Origin of the sequence: Streptomyces virginiae, assembly GCF_041432505.1 — a bacterium.
In the GTDB taxonomy this organism is placed as follows: domain Bacteria; phylum Actinomycetota; class Actinomycetes; order Streptomycetales; family Streptomycetaceae; genus Streptomyces; species Streptomyces virginiae_A.
This window is the reverse complement of record NZ_CP107871.1, coordinates 1,006,692-1,024,063: the sequence shown is the minus strand read 5'-3', so window position 1 is coordinate 1,024,063 and position 17,372 is coordinate 1,006,692. Positions and strand designations below refer to the sequence as shown.

General features: G+C 73.8%; 17 protein-coding genes. 7 read left to right on the top strand and 10 right to left on the bottom strand.

Annotation, left to right across the window (positions count from 1 at the left end; translation table 11 throughout):
* Positions 1 to 11: 11 nt before the first annotated feature.
* The 6 genes from OG624_RS04950 to OG624_RS04925 form a co-directional block, all read right to left on the bottom strand.
* Positions 12 to 2,528: an acyl-CoA reductase gene (locus OG624_RS04950; protein WP_244290606.1), complete on the bottom strand. Its 2,517-nt coding sequence runs from the start codon at positions 2,526 to 2,528 to the stop codon at positions 12 to 14.
* Positions 2,525 to 3,673 carry a LuxE/PaaK family acyltransferase gene (locus OG624_RS04945; protein ID WP_033213865.1) on the bottom strand — a complete coding sequence of 383 codons (1,149 nt, stop codon included), beginning with the start codon at positions 3,671 to 3,673 and terminating at the stop codon, positions 2,525 to 2,527. Before OG624_RS04945 ends, OG624_RS04950 begins: the two co-directional genes overlap by 4 nt.
* Positions 3,670 to 4,815: a GNAT family N-acetyltransferase gene (locus OG624_RS04940; RefSeq protein ID WP_033213864.1), complete on the bottom strand. Its 1,146-nt coding sequence runs from the start codon at positions 4,813 to 4,815 to the stop codon at positions 3,670 to 3,672. Before OG624_RS04940 ends, OG624_RS04945 begins: the two co-directional genes overlap by 4 nt.
* Positions 4,812 to 6,131, bottom strand: a complete 1,320-nt coding sequence (locus OG624_RS04935; protein WP_078908900.1) for an MFS transporter — start codon at positions 6,129 to 6,131, stop codon at positions 4,812 to 4,814. Before OG624_RS04935 ends, OG624_RS04940 begins: the two co-directional genes overlap by 4 nt.
* Positions 6,128 to 7,411, bottom strand: a complete 1,284-nt coding sequence (locus OG624_RS04930; protein WP_033213863.1) for a phenylacetate--CoA ligase family protein — start codon at positions 7,409 to 7,411, stop codon at positions 6,128 to 6,130. The genes OG624_RS04935 and OG624_RS04930 overlap by 4 nt, the downstream gene beginning before the upstream one ends.
* A 316-nt stretch (positions 7,412 to 7,727) precedes the next feature.
* Positions 7,728 to 8,153, bottom strand: coding sequence for a DUF3224 domain-containing protein (locus OG624_RS04925; RefSeq protein ID WP_033213862.1), 426 nt, complete (start codon positions 8,151 to 8,153; stop codon positions 7,728 to 7,730).
* A 107-nt stretch (positions 8,154 to 8,260) separates the two neighbouring features.
* On the opposite strand from OG624_RS04925, the gene OG624_RS04920 reads away from it, so the two are divergent.
* A complete protein-coding gene (locus OG624_RS04920) occupies positions 8,261 to 9,262 on the top strand; it encodes a helix-turn-helix transcriptional regulator (RefSeq protein WP_051762149.1) in 1,002 nt (333 codons plus the stop codon).
* 41 nt (positions 9,263 to 9,303) lie between these two features.
* Here OG624_RS04920 and OG624_RS04915 read toward each other — a convergent pair whose 3' ends face one another.
* Positions 9,304 to 9,789 (bottom strand): hypothetical protein, encoded by a 486-nt coding sequence (locus tag OG624_RS04915; protein WP_033213860.1) that lies wholly within the window; start codon positions 9,787 to 9,789, stop codon positions 9,304 to 9,306.
* Positions 9,790 to 9,885: 96 nt separating this feature from the next.
* Between OG624_RS04915 and OG624_RS04910 the strand changes: the two genes are divergently transcribed.
* A complete protein-coding gene (locus tag OG624_RS04910) occupies positions 9,886 to 10,185 on the top strand; it encodes a hypothetical protein (RefSeq protein ID WP_051762147.1) in 300 nt (99 codons plus the stop codon).
* 10 nt (positions 10,186 to 10,195) lie between these two features.
* On the opposite strand, the gene OG624_RS04905 is transcribed toward OG624_RS04910, so the two are convergent.
* Both OG624_RS04905 and OG624_RS04900 read right to left on the bottom strand, forming a co-directional pair.
* Positions 10,196 to 11,041 (bottom strand): MerR family transcriptional regulator, encoded by an 846-nt coding sequence (locus OG624_RS04905; RefSeq protein WP_033213858.1) that lies wholly within the window; start codon positions 11,039 to 11,041, stop codon positions 10,196 to 10,198.
* A 68-nt stretch (positions 11,042 to 11,109) separates the two neighbouring features.
* Positions 11,110 to 11,544 (bottom strand): hypothetical protein, encoded by a 435-nt coding sequence (locus OG624_RS04900; RefSeq protein ID WP_371639133.1) that lies wholly within the window; start codon positions 11,542 to 11,544, stop codon positions 11,110 to 11,112.
* A 187-nt stretch (positions 11,545 to 11,731) separates the two neighbouring features.
* Here OG624_RS04900 and OG624_RS04895 point away from each other — a divergent pair, with 187 nt between their 5' ends.
* The 3 genes from OG624_RS04895 (at position 11,732) to OG624_RS04885 (ending at position 14,109) form a co-directional block, all read left to right on the top strand.
* Positions 11,732 to 13,054, top strand: coding sequence for an MFS transporter (locus OG624_RS04895; RefSeq protein WP_371587246.1), 1,323 nt, complete (start codon positions 11,732 to 11,734; stop codon positions 13,052 to 13,054).
* Positions 13,055 to 13,128: 74 nt separating this feature from the next.
* Positions 13,129 to 13,311 carry a hypothetical protein gene (locus OG624_RS04890; protein WP_158711707.1) on the top strand — a complete coding sequence of 61 codons (183 nt, stop codon included), beginning with the start codon at positions 13,129 to 13,131 and terminating at the stop codon, positions 13,309 to 13,311.
* Between the two features lie 63 nt (positions 13,312 to 13,374).
* The gene (locus OG624_RS04885; RefSeq protein ID WP_051762145.1) at positions 13,375 to 14,109 is read left to right on the top strand and encodes a peptidoglycan-binding domain-containing protein; all 735 of its coding nucleotides are present in this window, start codon (positions 13,375 to 13,377) and stop codon (positions 14,107 to 14,109) included.
* 56 nt (positions 14,110 to 14,165) lie between these two features.
* Here OG624_RS04885 and OG624_RS04880 read toward each other — a convergent pair whose 3' ends face one another.
* Positions 14,166 to 14,966, bottom strand: coding sequence for an SDR family NAD(P)-dependent oxidoreductase (locus tag OG624_RS04880; protein WP_371639132.1), 801 nt, complete (start codon positions 14,964 to 14,966; stop codon positions 14,166 to 14,168).
* Between the two features lie 209 nt (positions 14,967 to 15,175).
* Between OG624_RS04880 and OG624_RS04875 the strand changes: the two genes are divergently transcribed.
* Together OG624_RS04875 and OG624_RS04870 are read left to right on the top strand one after the other, a co-directional pair.
* Entirely contained in the window at positions 15,176 to 16,252 is a 1,077-nt protein-coding gene (locus OG624_RS04875; RefSeq protein WP_033213850.1) for an RNA ligase (ATP), read from the top strand.
* Between the two features lie 168 nt (positions 16,253 to 16,420).
* Complete coding sequence (locus tag OG624_RS04870; protein WP_202505756.1) at positions 16,421 to 17,338, top strand: NADP-dependent oxidoreductase; 918 nt, start codon at positions 16,421 to 16,423, stop codon at positions 17,336 to 17,338.
* Positions 17,339 to 17,372 lie beyond the last annotated feature (34 nt).

Sequence of the window (17,372 nt, the reverse complement as noted above, 5' to 3'; positions counted from 1 at the left end):
CCCCCGCCCGTCTAACGGCGCGCGTCCACCACGGCGAGGAGCTTGCCACTGGTCGCACTGCGGTCCAGCGACGCGCCGTCCACCGCCTCGACCACCAGCTCCAGCAGCCGCTCCTCGACCGCCGAGCGCAGCTCCGGGTAGCCGGCCAGGAAGACCTCCCGCAGCCGCTCCGGGTCGCTCGCCGCGGTCCGTTCCACCCGTACGGTCAGTCGCTCGCGCGCGTCGGCGGAGTCGAGCCGGACCTGCAGTTCACCCCGGTGGCCGCCCTGTTCCTCGGCCAGGTCCAGGAAGCGCCGGAGGTTCAGGAAGTACGTCGCCACCCGCATCACGTCGCCGGTGCGGCCCCGCAGCTCGAAGCGCGGCGCGTGCCGTCCGCACGGGCAGCGGCCCGGGACCTCCCGGCCCAGGTCACCGATCACGTACCGGCCCAGCCGCTGGCCGCGCCGGGCATGCGTGGTGAAGACCAGCCGGCCCGTCTCGCCCGGGGCCACCGGGCGGTCGTCGGCCAGGTCCAGGATCTCCATCGTGTGCAGGTCGGCGTGCAGGTGGTGGACGCCGCCGGAGCTCTCGGTGCACTGGTAGCCCAGCGGGCCGAGGTCGGTGCTGCCGTAGGTGATCGAGTGGACCACCTCGATGCCGAAGGTGTCCTTCAAGGTGCGCCGCTGCTCCTCGGTGAAGTGCTCGCCGCCGTAGAACACCTTGCGCAGGCCGCCGTACGCGCGCAGCGCCTCCTCCTCGGCGTGCAGCAGCTGCCACAGGTAGGAGGGCATGCCGAAGAGGGTGTCGGCCCCGTGGTCGATCAGCGCCTGCGCCGTGGCCCGGTGGTCGGGTCCCGCCGACAGCGGCAACTGCACCCCGCCGAGCCGTTCCAGCACGGAGAAGAAGCTGATGAAGCTGCCGTACATGGAGCCGCAGTAGAACAGGTTGGCGGTCCGGTCCACGGCCGGGTCGTAGCCGGCGGCCACCAGGCCCCGGGCCGCGGCGTGCATCTGCGTGTCGTAGTCGTCGTAGCTGAAGACCGACAGCGCCGGCGCGCCGGTGCTGCCGCCGCTGCGGAAGTACAGCTCGGCATCGGCCCGCGTCAGCCGGCGGGCCGGCTCCTGCACGTCCTCCTTGCCCAGCAGCGGGCCCGCGGGAGGCGGCAGCAGCACGGGCCGGACCAGGTCGTCCAGGCAGGCGGTCGTGGCGAAGTCGGCCGGGTCGGCCTGGACCGCGACGCGGCGGCTGTAGCGCTGCAGGGCGTAGACACCGTCGTGCGGCTCACCCGCGTAGCTCCGCAGCATGGCGCCGACCGGCGTGACCCGGGTGACGCCCGCGGCGAGGACGGTGCGGGACAGCTCGGCGATGTCGGTGGCGCTGCCGGCGATGCCCGCCGTCTGCAGGTAGCGGCGCATCGGCCGCAGGGTGGCGATCAGCCGCTTGCGGGGCAGCGGCTTGACCCACACGCTGCGGTGCAGCGGCGAGGCGGTCAGCGGGGACCGGGTGTCGGCCATGACCCGCCACGAGCCGTCGGGGGCGGCGAACACCCGGGTCAGACCCAGGTGCTCCTCCAGCCGGGCCATCAGCTCGGTGGTGGTCAGCTCGGCCGCCTCCGCCGGGTCCGGCTCCTGCGCCGGAGCACCGGTCGCGGCCGGCGGCCGGGTGGCGAGGACCGCGGCGAACCGCTCGGCGAAACCGAACACCTCGTACTCGTCCTCGGTGTCGAGGTAGACCACCTGAGGGCTGGAGCACGCCTCCTGCTCGTACAGGCAGACGTCGTCCGCCAGGGCGTCGAGCGTTCCGGCGTCCGACCACGCGTCGGCCGTCAGGTAGGCGAAGGAGATCCGGTGCCCCCACTCCACCAGCCGAGCCCCGGCCGGCACATGGGCGGCCACCCCTTCGACGGCGGCCTCCCCGCCCCAGACGGCGACGGCGTCCGCCGGCGCGCACATCAGACGCAGCCACTCCTGCCGGGACGAGGGGAAGCGCAGGACCACGATCCGCGCGGCGAGTGCGCCGCTGGGGTCCAGGGCCGCGAGCTCGGCCATCAGGTGCTGGGTCAGCAGGGTGTCGTCGCCGCTGGTCTTGAGCACGTTGACGTTGCCGGCGAGCAGGCCCTCGACGATGCTGAGGGGCGCGACCGTCGCGGCGTTGCCCGGCGCGATGTGGGCGACCATCCCGACGGGCGCCCACGCCTCGTAGACCGTCTCGCGCGGATCCGCCCGGTTCAGCCGGCCGGGCGTCGCGCTCCCCAGTTCCCGGCGCAGCTTGCGCGTCAGCTCCCGCCGGCCGAGGAGAGTGCCCAACTCGGCCAGGACGGCCGGGTCCTCGCCCTCGGGCAGGTGTGCGGCGAGCCGGGCCCGCACCGGGTGGTCGGGGTCGGCCAGGGCGGCGCCGAGCGCGTCGCACGCGGCCAGGACGGTCTCGGTCTCCAGCCCCTCGGCGAGTGCGGTCTCGACGGCCGCGGGCAGCTCGGCGAGGCGGCGGGCGGCCTCCTCGTCGTCGATGAAGGAGCCCTGCCAGTAGTGGTGGTGCACGTTCACGGTCACGCCATTCCCTTCATCAGTTCCGCTGCGGCCACCGCGCAGCTGCGGTTGCGGCTCACCCCGGCACGGCCGTGGACGGTGAACCAGGGGGTCGGGAGCTCGCACCCGCAGGCGTCGCCCGGCTGGAGGGAGGCGAGGTCGCCCATGACCACGCTCTGCGCCGGCACCGAGGTGATGTAGGGCGACACGAGGTGCAGGTAGCCCCGCTCCCCGTACGGCAGGGGTTCGAGCGTGCGGGTGGAGCGGATCGTCACCCGCGACCAGACGGGCGCGTGCAGCCGGTGGTGGTCGCACTCGATGTACGGGATGCAGTGCTCGACCGACCCGAAGGTGTCCCGGATCCGCTCACCGGGAATGCCGAGCTGCTCGGTGACCCGGGAGTACAGCTCCTCCTTGCCGATGCGCCGGTCGGAGTGGCCCTTCCAGCCGCCGCCGAGGACGACGAGGGAACCCTCGGGCAGGCGCAGCGGAGGCAGCCCCATGGCCCGCATCCGCTCCAGCGTGAAGAAGAGGAAGGCCGGGAAGCCGAGGATGCGGACCGGGACGTCCTCCCGCTCGAAGCGGCGCAGCGCGGCGATGCAGCCGAAGGGGTCGAACTCGTGCTCGCCGCCGGTGTTGCGCAGCGCGTACGCGACGCTGCGCGCGGGGGCGAAATCGCACAGGTAGTTGTCGGTGAAGGCGGTCCCGAGGTTCAGCGAGGGGGCCGGCTCGTAGCTGTAGAGGAGGTAGTTGACCTCCTGGTCGGGGGTGATCCACCCGTTGCGGTCGAAGATCCGGGCGACCATCCGCTGGGCGGAGCGGATGGTCCACCGGTCGAAGAACATCTGCGACTTCTGGCCGGTGGTGCCGGAGGAGGTCAGGTGCAGGTCCACGTCCTCGCGGGGGATGGAGAGCACCTCGTGCCGCTTGAAGAAGTTCGCGTGGACGAGCGGCGTACGGTACGGCTCGGCCGGGGGAGTGGCCTCGTACAGGGAACGGAAGAACGCGGAGCGCTCGGTGTGCCAGGCGTTGGTCTCCGCCATGGCCGCGGCGAACAGCGCGTCCTGCTCGGGGCCGAAGGCGTACGGGTCGGTCAGGTCGCACAGTTCTTGTACGTGCGGCAGCAGGGCCGGGTCGGGTACGGCGACCGGCGCGAGATGGGGGTTCATGAGGCAACCTCGGATGATGTGGGCAGGTGTGTCGACGCCCAGGCCGACACGTAGCAGTCCAGGTACGGCTGGAGGGGCGGTTCGACGGCGACGCCGCGGAAGTCGATGCGCTCGCCGGAACGGGACAGGACGACGTAGTCGTGGAAGCCGTCGCCGTCCGCGCGCATGGCCGGGTAGAGGGCTCCGGCGACGAACCCCTGGGCGAGGAAGGCCGAGAGGGCCTCGTGGTGCGCCAGCGGTACCAGGGCTTCGACGTAGCCGGCGCCCGCGCGGGCCAGGGCCCGGGTGACGGGTTCGAGGTGGGCCGCGGCGGCGGCCGGGTCGGGATGGGCGGTCAGCAGGGAGCCGTAGCCGCCGGCGCGGTTGAGGTAGGCGTAGACCTCGAACCGGCCGTCCTCGGGGGTGAGCAGCACGTTCGCGGTGTGCAGCGGGTAGAACCAGCCCTCGGCGTGCGGGAACCGCTCGCGGAAGCGGCGGCGGACGAAGGCCGGCGCCTCGATCACCTCCAGCCGTTCGACGGCCGTGTGCGGCGCGGCCGCCGGGAGCGGGCGGGCGGTGGCCGTGACCCCGGGGTACTCGATGCCGAGCGCGGACTCGGAGGTGCGCAGCAACGGCATGAGCGGGGCCGGTACTTCGGCGACGGGGATCCGGCGGTCGAGCACTCCGTCGGCGTGACGCGCGTAGAGCGCGAGGGTTTCGCGGGTGCTGAGATCGACCGCGTTGGGCAGGATGCCCAGGGGGCGGAAGCCGTTGCGGGCGACGACGCGCTGCGGACCGGCGCTGACGGTGCGCACGGTTGCGTACACCGAGTCCAGGCGGCCCGTGTCCAGCATGCCGGCGCACAGGGCCTCGGTCAGGGCGGCGGCCAGGCCCGCCGAGCGGTGCTCGGGGTGCACGGCGATGCCCTCCAACCGGCCGGTGCGGCTGCCGGCCTCGCCGCGGATGGCGGCGGACGCGGTCAGGGCCCCGGTGTCGGCGCAGCGGGTGACGAGCCACAGGGAGTGCGGATCCGCGATGAGCCGGGCCATCTCGGCCGGGTCGGTGCCCAGCGCCACCGGGTAGTGCGGTCCGTAGACGGCGTAGTAGAGCTGGCGCAGTTCGGCGATGTCCGCGCGGACGGCCGGGGCGATCACGGGGCTCATCGCTCGCCTCCCGCGGATTCCGCGGCGGCCGCCTCGGGCGTACGGAACCCGAGCAGGGCCAACGCGCAGGCCGCGGGGAGCAGTCCGATGCCCTGCGCGAGGCAGAGCGTCTGCGGGGAGAGGTGATCGCCGGCGGAGCCGAACACCAGGGACGCCACCGGAAGGGAGGCGCCCAGGACGGCCTGCATCACGGCGAAGAAGCCCGGCTTGTCCGCCGTCGGCACCATCCGCTGGAACAGGGCGACGAAGCGGACGCTGACGGCCCCGGCACACCAGCCGGCCACGGCCAGAGCGCCCGCGACGACCGGGCGCTGCGTGAACAGTCCGGGCATCGCCAGGGCGAGGGCCATCAGGCCCAGGCACCAGGCGCCGGCGACGGTGGGCCGGCCCGGCACGCGGGTGCCGGTGAACGCGCCGACGAGCGCGCCGGTGCCCAGGGAGGCCTCCAGCAGGGCCACGGTGCCGCCTCCGCCGAGCAGCACCGACCGGGTGTAGAGGGGGATCACGACGAACACGGCGGCGGTGAACAGGTTCGCCGCGGTGAAGCAGATCAGGATCCGTCGTACGGAGGGCAGTTCGGCCAGGATGCGGCGGAGCGGGCGCCGCGGGGGCGCGGCCGCCGTACCGTCATGGCTGTCCACCGAGTCCACCGCGACGGTACGGAACCGGGCGCTCGCGACGAGCACGGCGGCGCCGAGGTAGGCGGCCGCGCAGCCGGCGGACAGTCCGGCCACGCCCGCCCGGTCGACGGTCAGGGCGCCGAGCAGCGCTCCCACGAGGCCCGCCAAGGACTGGGTGGACAGCTCGAAGCCGGTGGCCGTCTCGATGTCGGCGTCGTCGACGAGTTCGGGGACCGAGGTGGTCAGACACGGGTCGAAGAACGCCTGGCAGGTGGCCAGGGCGAGACCGGCGGCGTAGACCGTGGTCAGTGGCAGGCCGCCGCCGTACGCCCACAGCGCGAGGGCGGCCGAGGCGACCCCGGCCAGGGCGGCGGCGGTCCGCAGCACCGAGCGGTGCGCGCACCGGGCGACGACCCCGGCCACGACGGGCGCCAGCGCCACGGCGGGCAGCGTGCAGACGGCCATGAACAGCCCCGAGGCCAGACCGCGGGCCTCGGGCACGGCGTAGGCGACGATCCACCAGGACACGCCGACCTGGAACATGCGCACGGCGGCCTGGGTGAGGACCTGGCCGAGCCATACGGCGCCGAAGGCACGGTTGCGCAGCACCAGCGGAGCACGCCGGCGCTCGGCCCCGGTCCGGCTCTCCGGCTGCTTCTCCGTGTCGGCCGTGTCGGTCAGGGGTGCGGAGGTCATGCGGTCGGCCTCTCGTCGAGGACACGGACGAGCTTGCCCGTGCGCGGGTTGACGGCGAGGTCGCGGTGGCGCGCCCACTCCACGGACAGCGGGTGCACGAACCCGGCACGGACGCTGTCCGGATAGAGCGGCCGTACGGTCTCCAGCTCCGTGACGACGGCCTCGGCCAGTGCCGCACGGTCGCCCGCGACCGGGCCGCGGGCCTCGTCACCGGGGGTCGTCGCCAGTCGCAGGACGAGCCCGTCACGGCCGTCCCAGCGGCGGACGACGAGTTGCATGCCGACCACGTGGCCCGCGGTGTCCGCCGCGGCGACGGCGTCCTGGGCGTCCTGCGTGTAGAGGGAGACGGGACCCACCCGCACGCCCTCCTCGGCGCGCCCGAGGATCCTGAAGTGGCCGGGCCCGGTGCCGGTCCACTCGGCCCGGTCGCCGGCGGGGTAGCGGATGATCGGCATCAGCCGACGGAAGAGGCTGGTGACGACGACGCGGCCGGGCCGCCCGGGTTCCGTGATGGGCTCGTCGGTGGAGTCGTCGAGGATCTCGACGACCCCGTACGGGGAGAAGGCCCGGTGCACCCGGGCGTCGGGGCCGGACACCGGGCGGCCGAGCAGGCCCGCGTCGACGCTGGCGTAGCCGACGGAACGGACCTCGGCACCGGGGAACGCGGCGGCCAGCAGGCGCCGCTGGTCGTCGAAGAGGGCCTCACCGCCGAAGAGGAGCAACTCCACGGCGTCGAGCCGGACATCGGAGGAGACGACCTGTTCGGCGAGCCGGCACAGGGTGGTGGGTGTGCCCGTCAGCACCTGGGCGGCGAGATCGCGCAGCGTGGGGATCGTCGACTCCAGCGGCGCGCCGCCGCCGATGGGCAGGCGGACGTTGTCCACGGGCGCGTGGGCGAGCGAGTCGAGGACGAAGAGGAAGCTGGCGTACAGCTCCCCGGCGTAGAAGAGGTCGGCGACGCGGTGCCCCGGGCGCAGACCGGTGTCCACGAGCCCCTGGCCGAAGGCGGTGACGAAGGTGCGCCACTCGTCGCGGGTGTAGACGGAGAACTTGGGGGACCCGGTGGTGCCGCCGGTCTTGTAGACCGTGGCCTCGCTGAGCGGGCCGGTCAGCACACGGCTGTCGTGCAGGGTGTTGGCCGCCCAGAAGTCCTGCTGATCGACCACCGGAAGGTCGGTGAGGCGGTCGACGTGCGGTGGCAGGGACGCGTAGAGGTCCCGGTAGTAGGGCGAGTTGTGGCGGGCGAAACGTATGAGGTCCGTGAGCTGCTGGGCGGACATGAGCCTTTGCCTGGATGACGGGAACGGGGACGGGAGCCACGGCGGCCGCGGCGAGAGCTGTGACTCGCCCGCGGCATCGATCCGGTGTGAACGGGGGACCCCCCGGCGCCCCCGCCTCCCTCTGACGCACGTCGAAAGCTGACGTGCAGTCATGATGATGAAACATCAGTCCACAGATCGCCAAATTGGCCGAGTATTTCCGGACAGTGGGACCGAATTCAACAATTTCTTCGGACCAGTTGGTTCCGGTAATGGCCTCCGGCGGGTCCCGTGACCCGCCGGATCGGCCGCTCGGTCGACGGCTCGTCCTCGCCCCTCAACGGGACGGGGCCTCGCCCAGGTCGTAGACGAAGGTGTACGCGACGGAGGTGTCACCGTGGCGGTAGGTGAAACCGCCGGAACCCGTCAGGCCCACGAGGTCCCCGGTGCCGGATCCGGGCACCACCTCGAAACGGCAGACCGTGCCGCCGGCGTCGAAGGTGCCGCGCTCCTCCAGGACGAAGCTGCCCTCGCGGCCGTCGAGGCCGCCGGAGACCAACTCCATCCCGCTGTAGGAACCGAGGTTCTCCCCGGTGTAGGCGATCGTGTAGTCGCAGGCGGTCTCGGCCGCCGCGATCCCGCCCGTGAAGGCGTTGTTGACATGGGCGTGGGCGAGCCGCGGGACGGCGTCCGCGGTGCCGACCGGGCTCTCCTGCCAGTTGGCGAAGGTGAAGCGGCCACCGGTCTCTACGGGCGTGGGCATGATGGGCGACGGTCCTCTCGGCCTGCCGGACGGCCTCTCCGCCCGGTGTGCCCCAGGCTGGCAGCCGTACCTGACACCTTCTGTCAGGTACGGGAGACAATGACGCCATGCGCGCCGACCGGCTCCTCTCCCTGCTCCTGCTGCTGCAGAACCGCGGCCGCATGACCGCGCCCGAACTCGCCGCCGAGCTGGAGGTGTCGGTGCGCACCATCCACCGCGACATCGACGCCCTCGGCGCCTCGGGCGTCCCCGTCCTCGCCGACCGCGGCCCGGCCGGGGGCTACCGGCTGGCCGACGGCTACCGCACACGCCTCACCGGCCTCACCGACGCCCAGGCCGGCTCCCTCTTCCTGGCCGGCGCCCCCGGACCCGCGCGGGAGCTCGGCCTCGGCGCCGATCTGGCCGCCGCCCAGCTCAAACTCCAGGCGGCGCTCCCGGCCGCGCTCGCCGAACGGGCCCGCCGGATCCAGGACCGGTTCCACCTCGACGCGCCCGCCTGGTTCCGGGAGGCCGACCCCGTCCCGCACCTCGCGCAGATCGCCCAGGCCGTCTGGGACCAGCACGTCCTGCGCACCCACTACCGCCGGTGGCGCGGTGAGGTACGGCGCGCACTGCGTCCGCTCGGCCTCGTCCTCAAAGGGGGCATCTGGTACCTCGTCGCCGATGTCGACGACGCCGTACGCACCTACCGCGTCTCCCGGTTCCTGACCGTGGACACCGCGCCGGAACGCTTCGAACGGCCCACCGGATTCGAACTGGCCACGTACTGGCAGGAGTCCACCAGCCGCCTGGATGCCGCGCTCCGGCAACAGACCGCCGAACTCCGCCTGTCCCCGCGCGGGCAGCTGCTGCTGCCCATGCAGTTCGGGGCGGCGGGCACCCGGGCACTCGCCGAAGCCGAACCGGCCGACGCGGACGGCTGGGTCCGGCTGCGCATCGCCGTGGAGTCCCCGGCCGTCGCCGTCGGCGACCTGCTGCGCCTGGGCACGGAGGCGGAGGTGCTCGGCCCGCCCGAACTGCGCCGCGCCCTCGCCGAGACGGTGACCGCGCTGGCCGGACGCTACGCCCCCGACGAGGTGCCCGTGCCGTCCCCGCGTGCCTCACCCTGAGCGCCGCCCCGGCGGCCGTCCGCCGGGTCGGCTCGGGATACTCAGGGTCCGCCCGGTCCCCTCGGTCCGCCCGGTCCGTCCGGGGGCTCCACCTCCAGGAAGCGGCGTCGCCGCGGGCCCCGGTACAGCAGGCACACCCAGCCCAGCCCCTCCAGCACGGCGGCGCACGCCGTCAGCCGCTCCTGCTCCTCACCGGCCGCTCCACCGCCCGCCGGGCCCACCCAGGTCACCTCCGCCCGCCCGGGCTCCGCTCCGGCCGCCACGCGGTAGCCCGTCCGCGTACGCCGCCCCTCCTCGTCCACCGCCGACGCCGCGATGCCCGCCGCCTCCAGGGCGAGGGCCACCGCGCGCGGCAGCTGCCGCACCTCCCACGGCGCGGGAACCGCCGCGCCCGCCGGGCCGTTCACCAGCCGGCGGATCTGCAGCAGCCCCTCGTACGCGGTGCGCAGCTCGACCTGACGCCCGTCCGGAGCGGCCGCCGGACCGTCGCCGGTCGCGGGCTCGAAACCCTGCCCGGGTACCGCCATCACCCACCCCCGCCCCGCCCGTCTGAGTACCTCACACCCAACGGCCTGAGTATCCACCCCGATTCCCGGGCGCGGCTCCGCTGCTGGAATGGGGACATGACTTCACAGGACCCGAGCGGCGCGACGACCGCCCGCCCGCGCATGCAGCACGTGACCACCGCCGGCTCGGCCCTGGCCGTGGCCCTGGTCCCGCTCGTGGTCGGCGTCCTGTTCGCCAAGGCGATGGCCGCCGACCCGATGACCCCGGTCAACGCCCTGATCGCGGGCGGCGGACAGCGGGCCGCGCTGCCCCGGGGCGAGTGGAAGCGACGCGGCCACACCACCGTGCGCAGGCTGCGCACGGCCCGGCGCGACACGGCCCTGCGGTGTGCCCGCGCCTGCGGCCGTCGCCCCTGAGCGGCCGGGGTCAGGAGGTGGCGGCCAGCGGCTCCTGGAGTTCGGTGACCCACTGGTCGGGATCCTCCGGGCAGGCCAGGGTCAGCTCGCGGGCGTACCCGGCCGAGCGGTGCCCGTGCGCGTCGATCCACCGGGCCAAGGCCTGCGACGTCGGCAGGACCCCGTCCATCGACCCGCGGTGCACCACCGTCGCGGCCCGCTCCACCGCCGGCAGCGTGACGATCCGGACCTCGCCGCCGAGGTCCTCGGCGCGGACCGACGCCGCCACCGGCAGTCCGGCGTGGACGAGGACGGTCGACGCCGCGGATCCGGTGCCGGGCACGTCCTCGTAGTAGGCGGTCCCCGGGCCGGTCGGGACGACCCCGGCCGCCTCGATCCGGCGGCACAGCTCGTCGTAGAGCGGCCCGATGACCGGGCCGATGTCCTGCGGTTCGTAACTCCCGGCCGTGCCGGTCAGCTCGGCGAGCCGGACGGGCGGAAGGCTTTTCACGACGATGTCGTCGGCGGGCATGGATCCCTCTTTCTCGATGGTCCGGAGCCTCGCCTCGACCTGGACCAGCCGGGCCGCCGCGGCGGCCATGGCGCTCTCCAGCTCGGCCTGCCGCAGTCGCAGCATCCCGCGCAGCTCCTCCGCGCCCACCCGCTCGGCGAGGATCGATCCCACCTGGTCCAGGGAGAAGCCGAGTTCCTTGAGCGCGATGACCCGGTTGAGGCGGGCGAGCTGCCCGGCCTCGTAGGAGCGGTAGCCGGTGAAGGGGTCGACACGTGCCGGGCGCAGCAGTCCGAGGGCGTCGTAGTGACGCAGCATGCGGACCGACACCCGGCCGTGCTTGGCGAAGTCTCCGATGGTGAACATGACGCTCTCCACTACAAGGTCTGACACAGGGGGAGGGTCAAGCGTCGCACCGGGGGAAGACGCGATGGTCAGCGGCCGTACTGCCGCAGACACAGGTCGACGATGGACGGCGGCACCGTGCCGTCCGCGGCCGCGCACAGCTGGTCCAGACGTGGCGGCGGGGCCGGTCGCCGCCGCGGATGGCTCGTCGCCGCTCCCGGTACCCGCTTGCGCCGCGGCGGAGCCGCCTTCGCGGGCGCCCGCTCACGCGGGGGCTCGGGCTCCGGGCCCGCCTTCGGCGCCGGCCCGCGGGCCCCGTCCGGGCCCGGGGCGGGGGCCGGTGCGGCGACCTCGGGCAGCGCCCCCAACGGCAGGGCCAGGGGGGCCGGCACCTCGGGTGCTTCGGCCGGCGGCACGGAGCCCCGTACGGGAGCCGGCGCCGCATCCTGCGGCCCGACGGAGACACAGCCGGTGCTCGCGAGGAGCACGACGAGGGAGAGGGGCACGGCCCGGCGTAACTGCATCCGACCACCTTGCCGTACCGCCGGGCCGACCCGGTTCCCCTCTCACGCGTGCGGGTGACACCGGCCCGGTGGGAATGGTCGGGGCGTGTGGGAAATTGGAACGGCAGTACGGGTGAAGGGGGAGGCGCGACCCCCGGCTCCCCGTGCCGTGTCCTGCCCGCCGATCGTCCGTACGGAGTACCGATCCATGACCTCAGCTGCCGCGCCCGGCAACCATCCCGCGCCGCCCCCCGAGTCCGGCCCGACCCGGGATCCCGAGCCCGGTCCCGAGCCCCGTCCCGAGTCCGTCTCCCCGCCGGTGGCCCGACCCGCACCGGGGAGCGACGGGGCTCCGTGGCGGGGCTGGGCGGCCGTCTGCGCCGTCTCCCTCGGGATCTTCTGCCTGATCACCTCCGAACTGCTGCCCGTCGGGCTGCTCACCCCTGTCGGGGCCGCCCTCGGCGTCTCCGACGGGACCGCGGGCCTGATGGTCACCGCACCCGGGCTGGTCGCCGGTTTCTGCGCGCCGCTGGTCACCGTCGGCGCCGGCCGGCTCGACCGGCGCGTCGTACTGTGCGTGCTCATCGCCCTGATGGTCGCCGCCAACCTCGCCGCCGCCCTGGCCCCGAACTTCGCCGTCGTCCTGGCGGCCCGCCTGCTCGTCGGCGTCAGCGTCGGCGGATTCTGGGCCATCGCCGGCGGACTCGCCGTACGCCTCGTCCCCGAACGTCACGTCGGCCGCGCCACCGCGCTCGTCTTCGGCGGGGTCCCCACCGCCTCCGTGCTCGGCGTCCCCGCCGGCACCCTGCTCGGTGAACTCGGCGGCTGGCGCACCGCCTTCGCGGCGGTCGGCGGCCTCGGCCTCGTCACCCTGGCCGCCCTGCTCGTGCTGCTGCCCCCGCTCCCGGCGACCCGGCACATCACCTTCCCCGAACTCCCCGCCCTGCTCCGGGAGAACCGCGCCGTGCGGGCCGGGGTCATCGTGACCTTCCTCGTGGTGACCGGGCAGTTCGCCGCCTACACCTTCGTGCGGCCGATCCTGCAGGAGGTCTCCGGGGTCGACGCCCGGTACATCAGCACCCTGCTGCTCGGCTACGGCGTCGCCGGGGTCGCGGGGAACTTCCTGGCCGGGCCGCGCGACGCGTACCGCACCCTGCTCGTGGTCAGCTCCGCCCTCACCGTCGTCCTCGCATCGATCGCGGTCCTGCCGGGACCGGCCGTCGGCACCGTGCTGCTGCTGGCCTGGGGACTCGCCTACGGAGGGGTCTCGGTGAGCGTGCAGGGTTGGATGATCAAGGCGGCCCCGGAGGCACCCGAAGCCGCGTCCTCGCTGATGGTGGCCATGTTCAACTTCGCCATAGCGGCGGGCGCACTGTGCGGCGGTCTCGCGGTGGACGGACTCTCCGAGCCCGCCGCCCCCCTCGGCGGTGCCGCCCTGATGCTCGCGGCCGCCACCACCGTGTGGTTCACGGCGATCCGCCGCACCCCCGACAGATCGGATGGACAGGGGCGGATCGGACACCGGGCTTGACCCGGCCCCCGCATGGGGGCAAGAGTGCGCCGATCAAGAATCACCGCGTGAGCCGCACTTCGGAGATACGTCAGATGTCCAGATCCGTTCGCCCGTCGATCGACCCGGCCGAAATCGGCGGTTCTCCGGCACGCGGCACACACGGTACGCACGGCATGCGCGGTACGCGCAGCGCCCACGGCACCCTCGGCCTGCCCGGCGCCCCCGCCGCCGTAGGTGCCGTTCCGGCTCCCGCCGCCCGGCGGCACGGAGCCTGACCGACCGGGTGGGGGCCGGCACCGCACCGCCGCGCCGGCCCCCGTCCCCGCCGGGAGACCACCATGCGCCAGGACCCTGATGAGAGCGGGATCGTCCCCGACGACCACCTGCTCGTACGCCCGTACGTCGCCCCCTCGGGCCCACCGCCCCCGTCGACCGCGCCCGCCTGGCCGCAGGCCGGCCCCCTCGCCTTCCCCGGCCCCGCACACACTCAGGCCTCCGAGGTCCCGGCAGCCGCCGGCGTCGCGGCTCCGCGCCCGACTGCTGTCCGGGGCCGACGCAGCCGGCTTCCGTTCGCCGTCCTGACCCTGCTGTCGCTCGCCGCGGTGGGCGCCGTGGTGCTCCTGCTGAGCGGCCCCGACGCGCAGCCGCCCCGGGCCGGGGCGCCCGCCGAGCTGTCCGTACCGATGCTTCGGGGGCACAACCCGAACTCCGGCGTCGAGGTCGGCGTACCCGGGCCGACCGCGTCCGCGCCGTCCTCCGCCGCCTCCGCCTCTCCCATGCCCTCCCGAGCGCCGAGTGCCTCCGCGAGCCAGGACGCGAAGCCGCCGTCCTCGCCCAGCGCTTCGGCCTCGGGCCCGTCGGGTTCCTCCGGGACGCTGCGGATGGGGGACACGGGCCCCGAGGTGCGCGCCCTGCAGGAGCTGCTGTACCGGCAGGGGTTCACGTACGTCTCCGTCAACGGCGTCTACGACAGCCAGACCAAGCGCGGTGTCGGTCAGCTGCAGCGCGACCGCTCCATCAAGGGTGACTCCCCGGGTGTCTACGGCCCGGCCACCCAGGCGGCGATGCGCTGAGCCCCGGCCGTGACGCCCGACGGTCCCCATAGGATTGAACGTGTTCAATTCTTCTGTCAGGCTGGAGGCGAACGCGGGAGCGGTCGCGGTCGAGCGGCTCGCTCCCGCGCGATCCGTACCTGTGCCTTTTGGGGGTTGCCTTGTCCGTCCCGGTCCCGCCACCCGGCCCGCCGCTGCCCCCAGGCCCTCGACCGGTGCCCACGCCGCCGCCCCCGCCGGACGATCAAAGTGTGGCGAAGGCGTTCACACGCTCCTGCCTCACCGCCGTCGCGCTGCTGCTGCTCATGCTGGTTCTCAGCCAGGGGAGTTGGATCGACCCGGACCCCGTCCGGACCGAGCTCCTTGGCGAGCCCCACCGTGAGCGCGTCGACGGCCGCCTTCGTCGCCGCGTAGTGCACGTACTCCCCGGGGCTGCCCAGGGTGGCGGCCGTGGAGGAGACGTTCACGATCGCCCCGCCGTCGGCCTCCGCCATGTCCCGGGCCGCCCGGCGGCAGCACAGCAGGTACCCGAGGAGGTTCACCTCCACCACCCGACGCAGGTCCTCGGTGCGGGCGTCGGCGAGCCGACCCAGCGGGCCGGTCACCCCGGCGTTGTTCACCAGCCCGGTCACCCTGCCGAGTTCGGCGCCGGCGATGTCGAAGAGCCGCTCGACGGCGCACTCCTGGGACACGTCACCGCGCACCGTCACACAACGGGCGCCGACGGCCCGGACCCGCTCGGCCACGGCCTCGGCCGCCGCCGCGTCACGGGTGTAACCGAGCGCCAGATCATGCCCGTCCGAGGCCAGTCGCAGACAGGTCGCCGCACCGATACCTCTGCTGCCGCCGGTGACGACGGTGACCGGACGAGCTGACATGGGAGCCTCCTGCGGGACATGGAACGTGGAACGCCGAACGTAGAGCTTCGGGTGAAGGTCGTGGGTCGAAGGGCGCCGGGGCGGGGCGGGCAGGCTAGCACCGTGATAATCGCTGGACCAGCGGAAATGGCGAGCAGCAGAGTGGTCGTCACCGACGCGCCGCACCACCGGGCGTCGTCCGTGTCCCTGACCACCGTTGGAGCCGTCCCATGTCGACCTTGCGCGTGACCGCCGAAGAGCTGACCGTCCATGAGCACCCGAACGCCGACGCGTTGGAACTGGCCCAGGTGGGCCTCTACCGCGCCGTGATCGCCAAGGGGGCCTACCGCACGGGCGAGTTCGCGATCTACATCCCCGAACAGGCCGTGCTGCCCGCGGATCTGATCGAGGAGCTCGGCCTCACCGGACGGCTCGCCGGCGGTTCCGCCGACCGGGTCAAGGCGGTCCGGCTCCGCGGCGAACTCTCGCAAGGGCTGGTGTGCCGGCCACGCGCGCTCGCCGACGTCGACCTGGCCCTGGCGGCCAAGGAGGAGACGGACTTCGCGGAGCTGCTCGGCATCACCAAATGGGCCCCGCCCATACCCACGACCATGAACGGCGACGTCGAGGCCGCCGCCGACCTGATGCCGTGGGTCGACATCGAGAACCTCCAGCGCTATCCGCACATCTTCGAGCCCGGCGAGCCGGTCGTCCTCACCGAGAAACTGCACGGCACCGCCTGCCTGTTCACGTACGTGGTCGAGGGCGAGCGGTCCTACGTCTCCTCCAAGGGGTTCGGCTCGAAGGGGCTCGCGCTCAAGGAGGACGAGCGCAACCTCTACTGGCGGGCCGTCCGAGGCCACGACGTACCGGCCGTCGCCGCGGCCCTGGCCGACCGCCTCGGCGCGACCCGGGTCGGGATCTTCGGCGAGGTGTACGGCAAGGGCGTCCAGGACCTCTCGTACGGGACCGACGTACGCACCGCCGACGCGCCGCCCGGACTCGCCGTCTTCGACGTCTCCGCCGAGATCGACGGGCAGACGCGCTGGCTGGACCCGGTCGCCGTCCTGACGGACGGGGAGCTTCCGCTGGTGCCACGGCTGTACGAGGGCCCGTACGACCTCGACAAGGTGCTGGAGCTGGCCAGCGGCCGCGAGACCGTCTCCGGGAAGGCCGTGCACCTGCGCGAGGGCGTCGTCATCCGACCGTCGACGGAGCGCTACAGCCCGGTCGTCGGCGGCCGGGCCATCGCCAAGGCCGTCAGCCCGGCGTACCTGACGCGCAAGGGCGGCACCGAGTACGAGTGATCCTCCCGCGCCGGCCGTGCCACGCACGGCGACGCCGCGCCGCGCCGCGCCCGCTCCACCTCGTGGGGCGGGCGCTTCGTGCATGGTGGGATGAACCGGGGGCGGGTTCCACCAGCACACGGAGAGGTCGGGTACATGTCCCAGTCGGGCCGGAGCAGCCAGGAAACCATGCGGGCAATGGCGTACGAGACGTACGGCGGGACGGAGGTGCTCTCCGAGACCCGGCTGCCGATGCCCAAGGTCGGACCGGGTGAGGTGCTCGTCCGGGTCAAGTGCGCCGGCGTCAACCCCGTCGACTGGAAGATCATGTCGGGCGGGCTGGACCCCCTGATGGACGTCGTCTTCCCGGTGGTGCCCGGCTGGGACGTGTCCGGCACCGTCGAGCGGGTCGGTATCGACACCCCCGAATACGCCGAGGGCGACGAGGTCATCGCGTACGCCCGCAAGGACTACGTGCACGGGGGGACCTTCGCCGAGTTCGTCACCGTGCCCGTACGCGCCCTCGCGCACAAGCCCGCCTCGCTCGACTGGGCCGAGGCGGCGGGGCTCCCGCTCGCGGGGCTCACCGCCTACCAGCTGCTGACCCGCCTCGGCACCGGCAAGGACGACACCGTCCTCATCCACGGCGCCGCGGGCGGTGTCGGCTCCTTCGGCGTGCAGATCGCCCGTGCGCTGGGCGCCCGGGTCATCGGCACGGCCTCCCCGCGCAACCACGACCGGGTACGGGAACTGGGCGCCGAGCCCATCGAGTACGGGGACGGACTCGCCGCGCGGGTACGGGCCCTGGTGCCCGACGGCCCCACGGTCGTCGCGGACTTCGTCGGCGGCGTCGGCGCCGTCACCCGGGAGGTCCTCCACGACGACGGACGGCACGCCTCCATCGCCGACCCGAGTGTGCTCGGGGCGGGTGGCGAGTGGATGTGGGTCCGCCCGGTCGGCAGCGATCTGGCCGAACTGGGCCGGCTCGCCGACGCCGGTCAGCTGAAGGTGCCGGTCGCCAAGACCTTCCCGCTGGGCGAGCTGGCGGCCGCCTTCGAGCTGAGCCAGGGCGGGCACACCGCCGGGAAGATCATCATCGAGATCTGACCCGTCCTGCCGCCGACGCCGGTGCCCGTGCCGG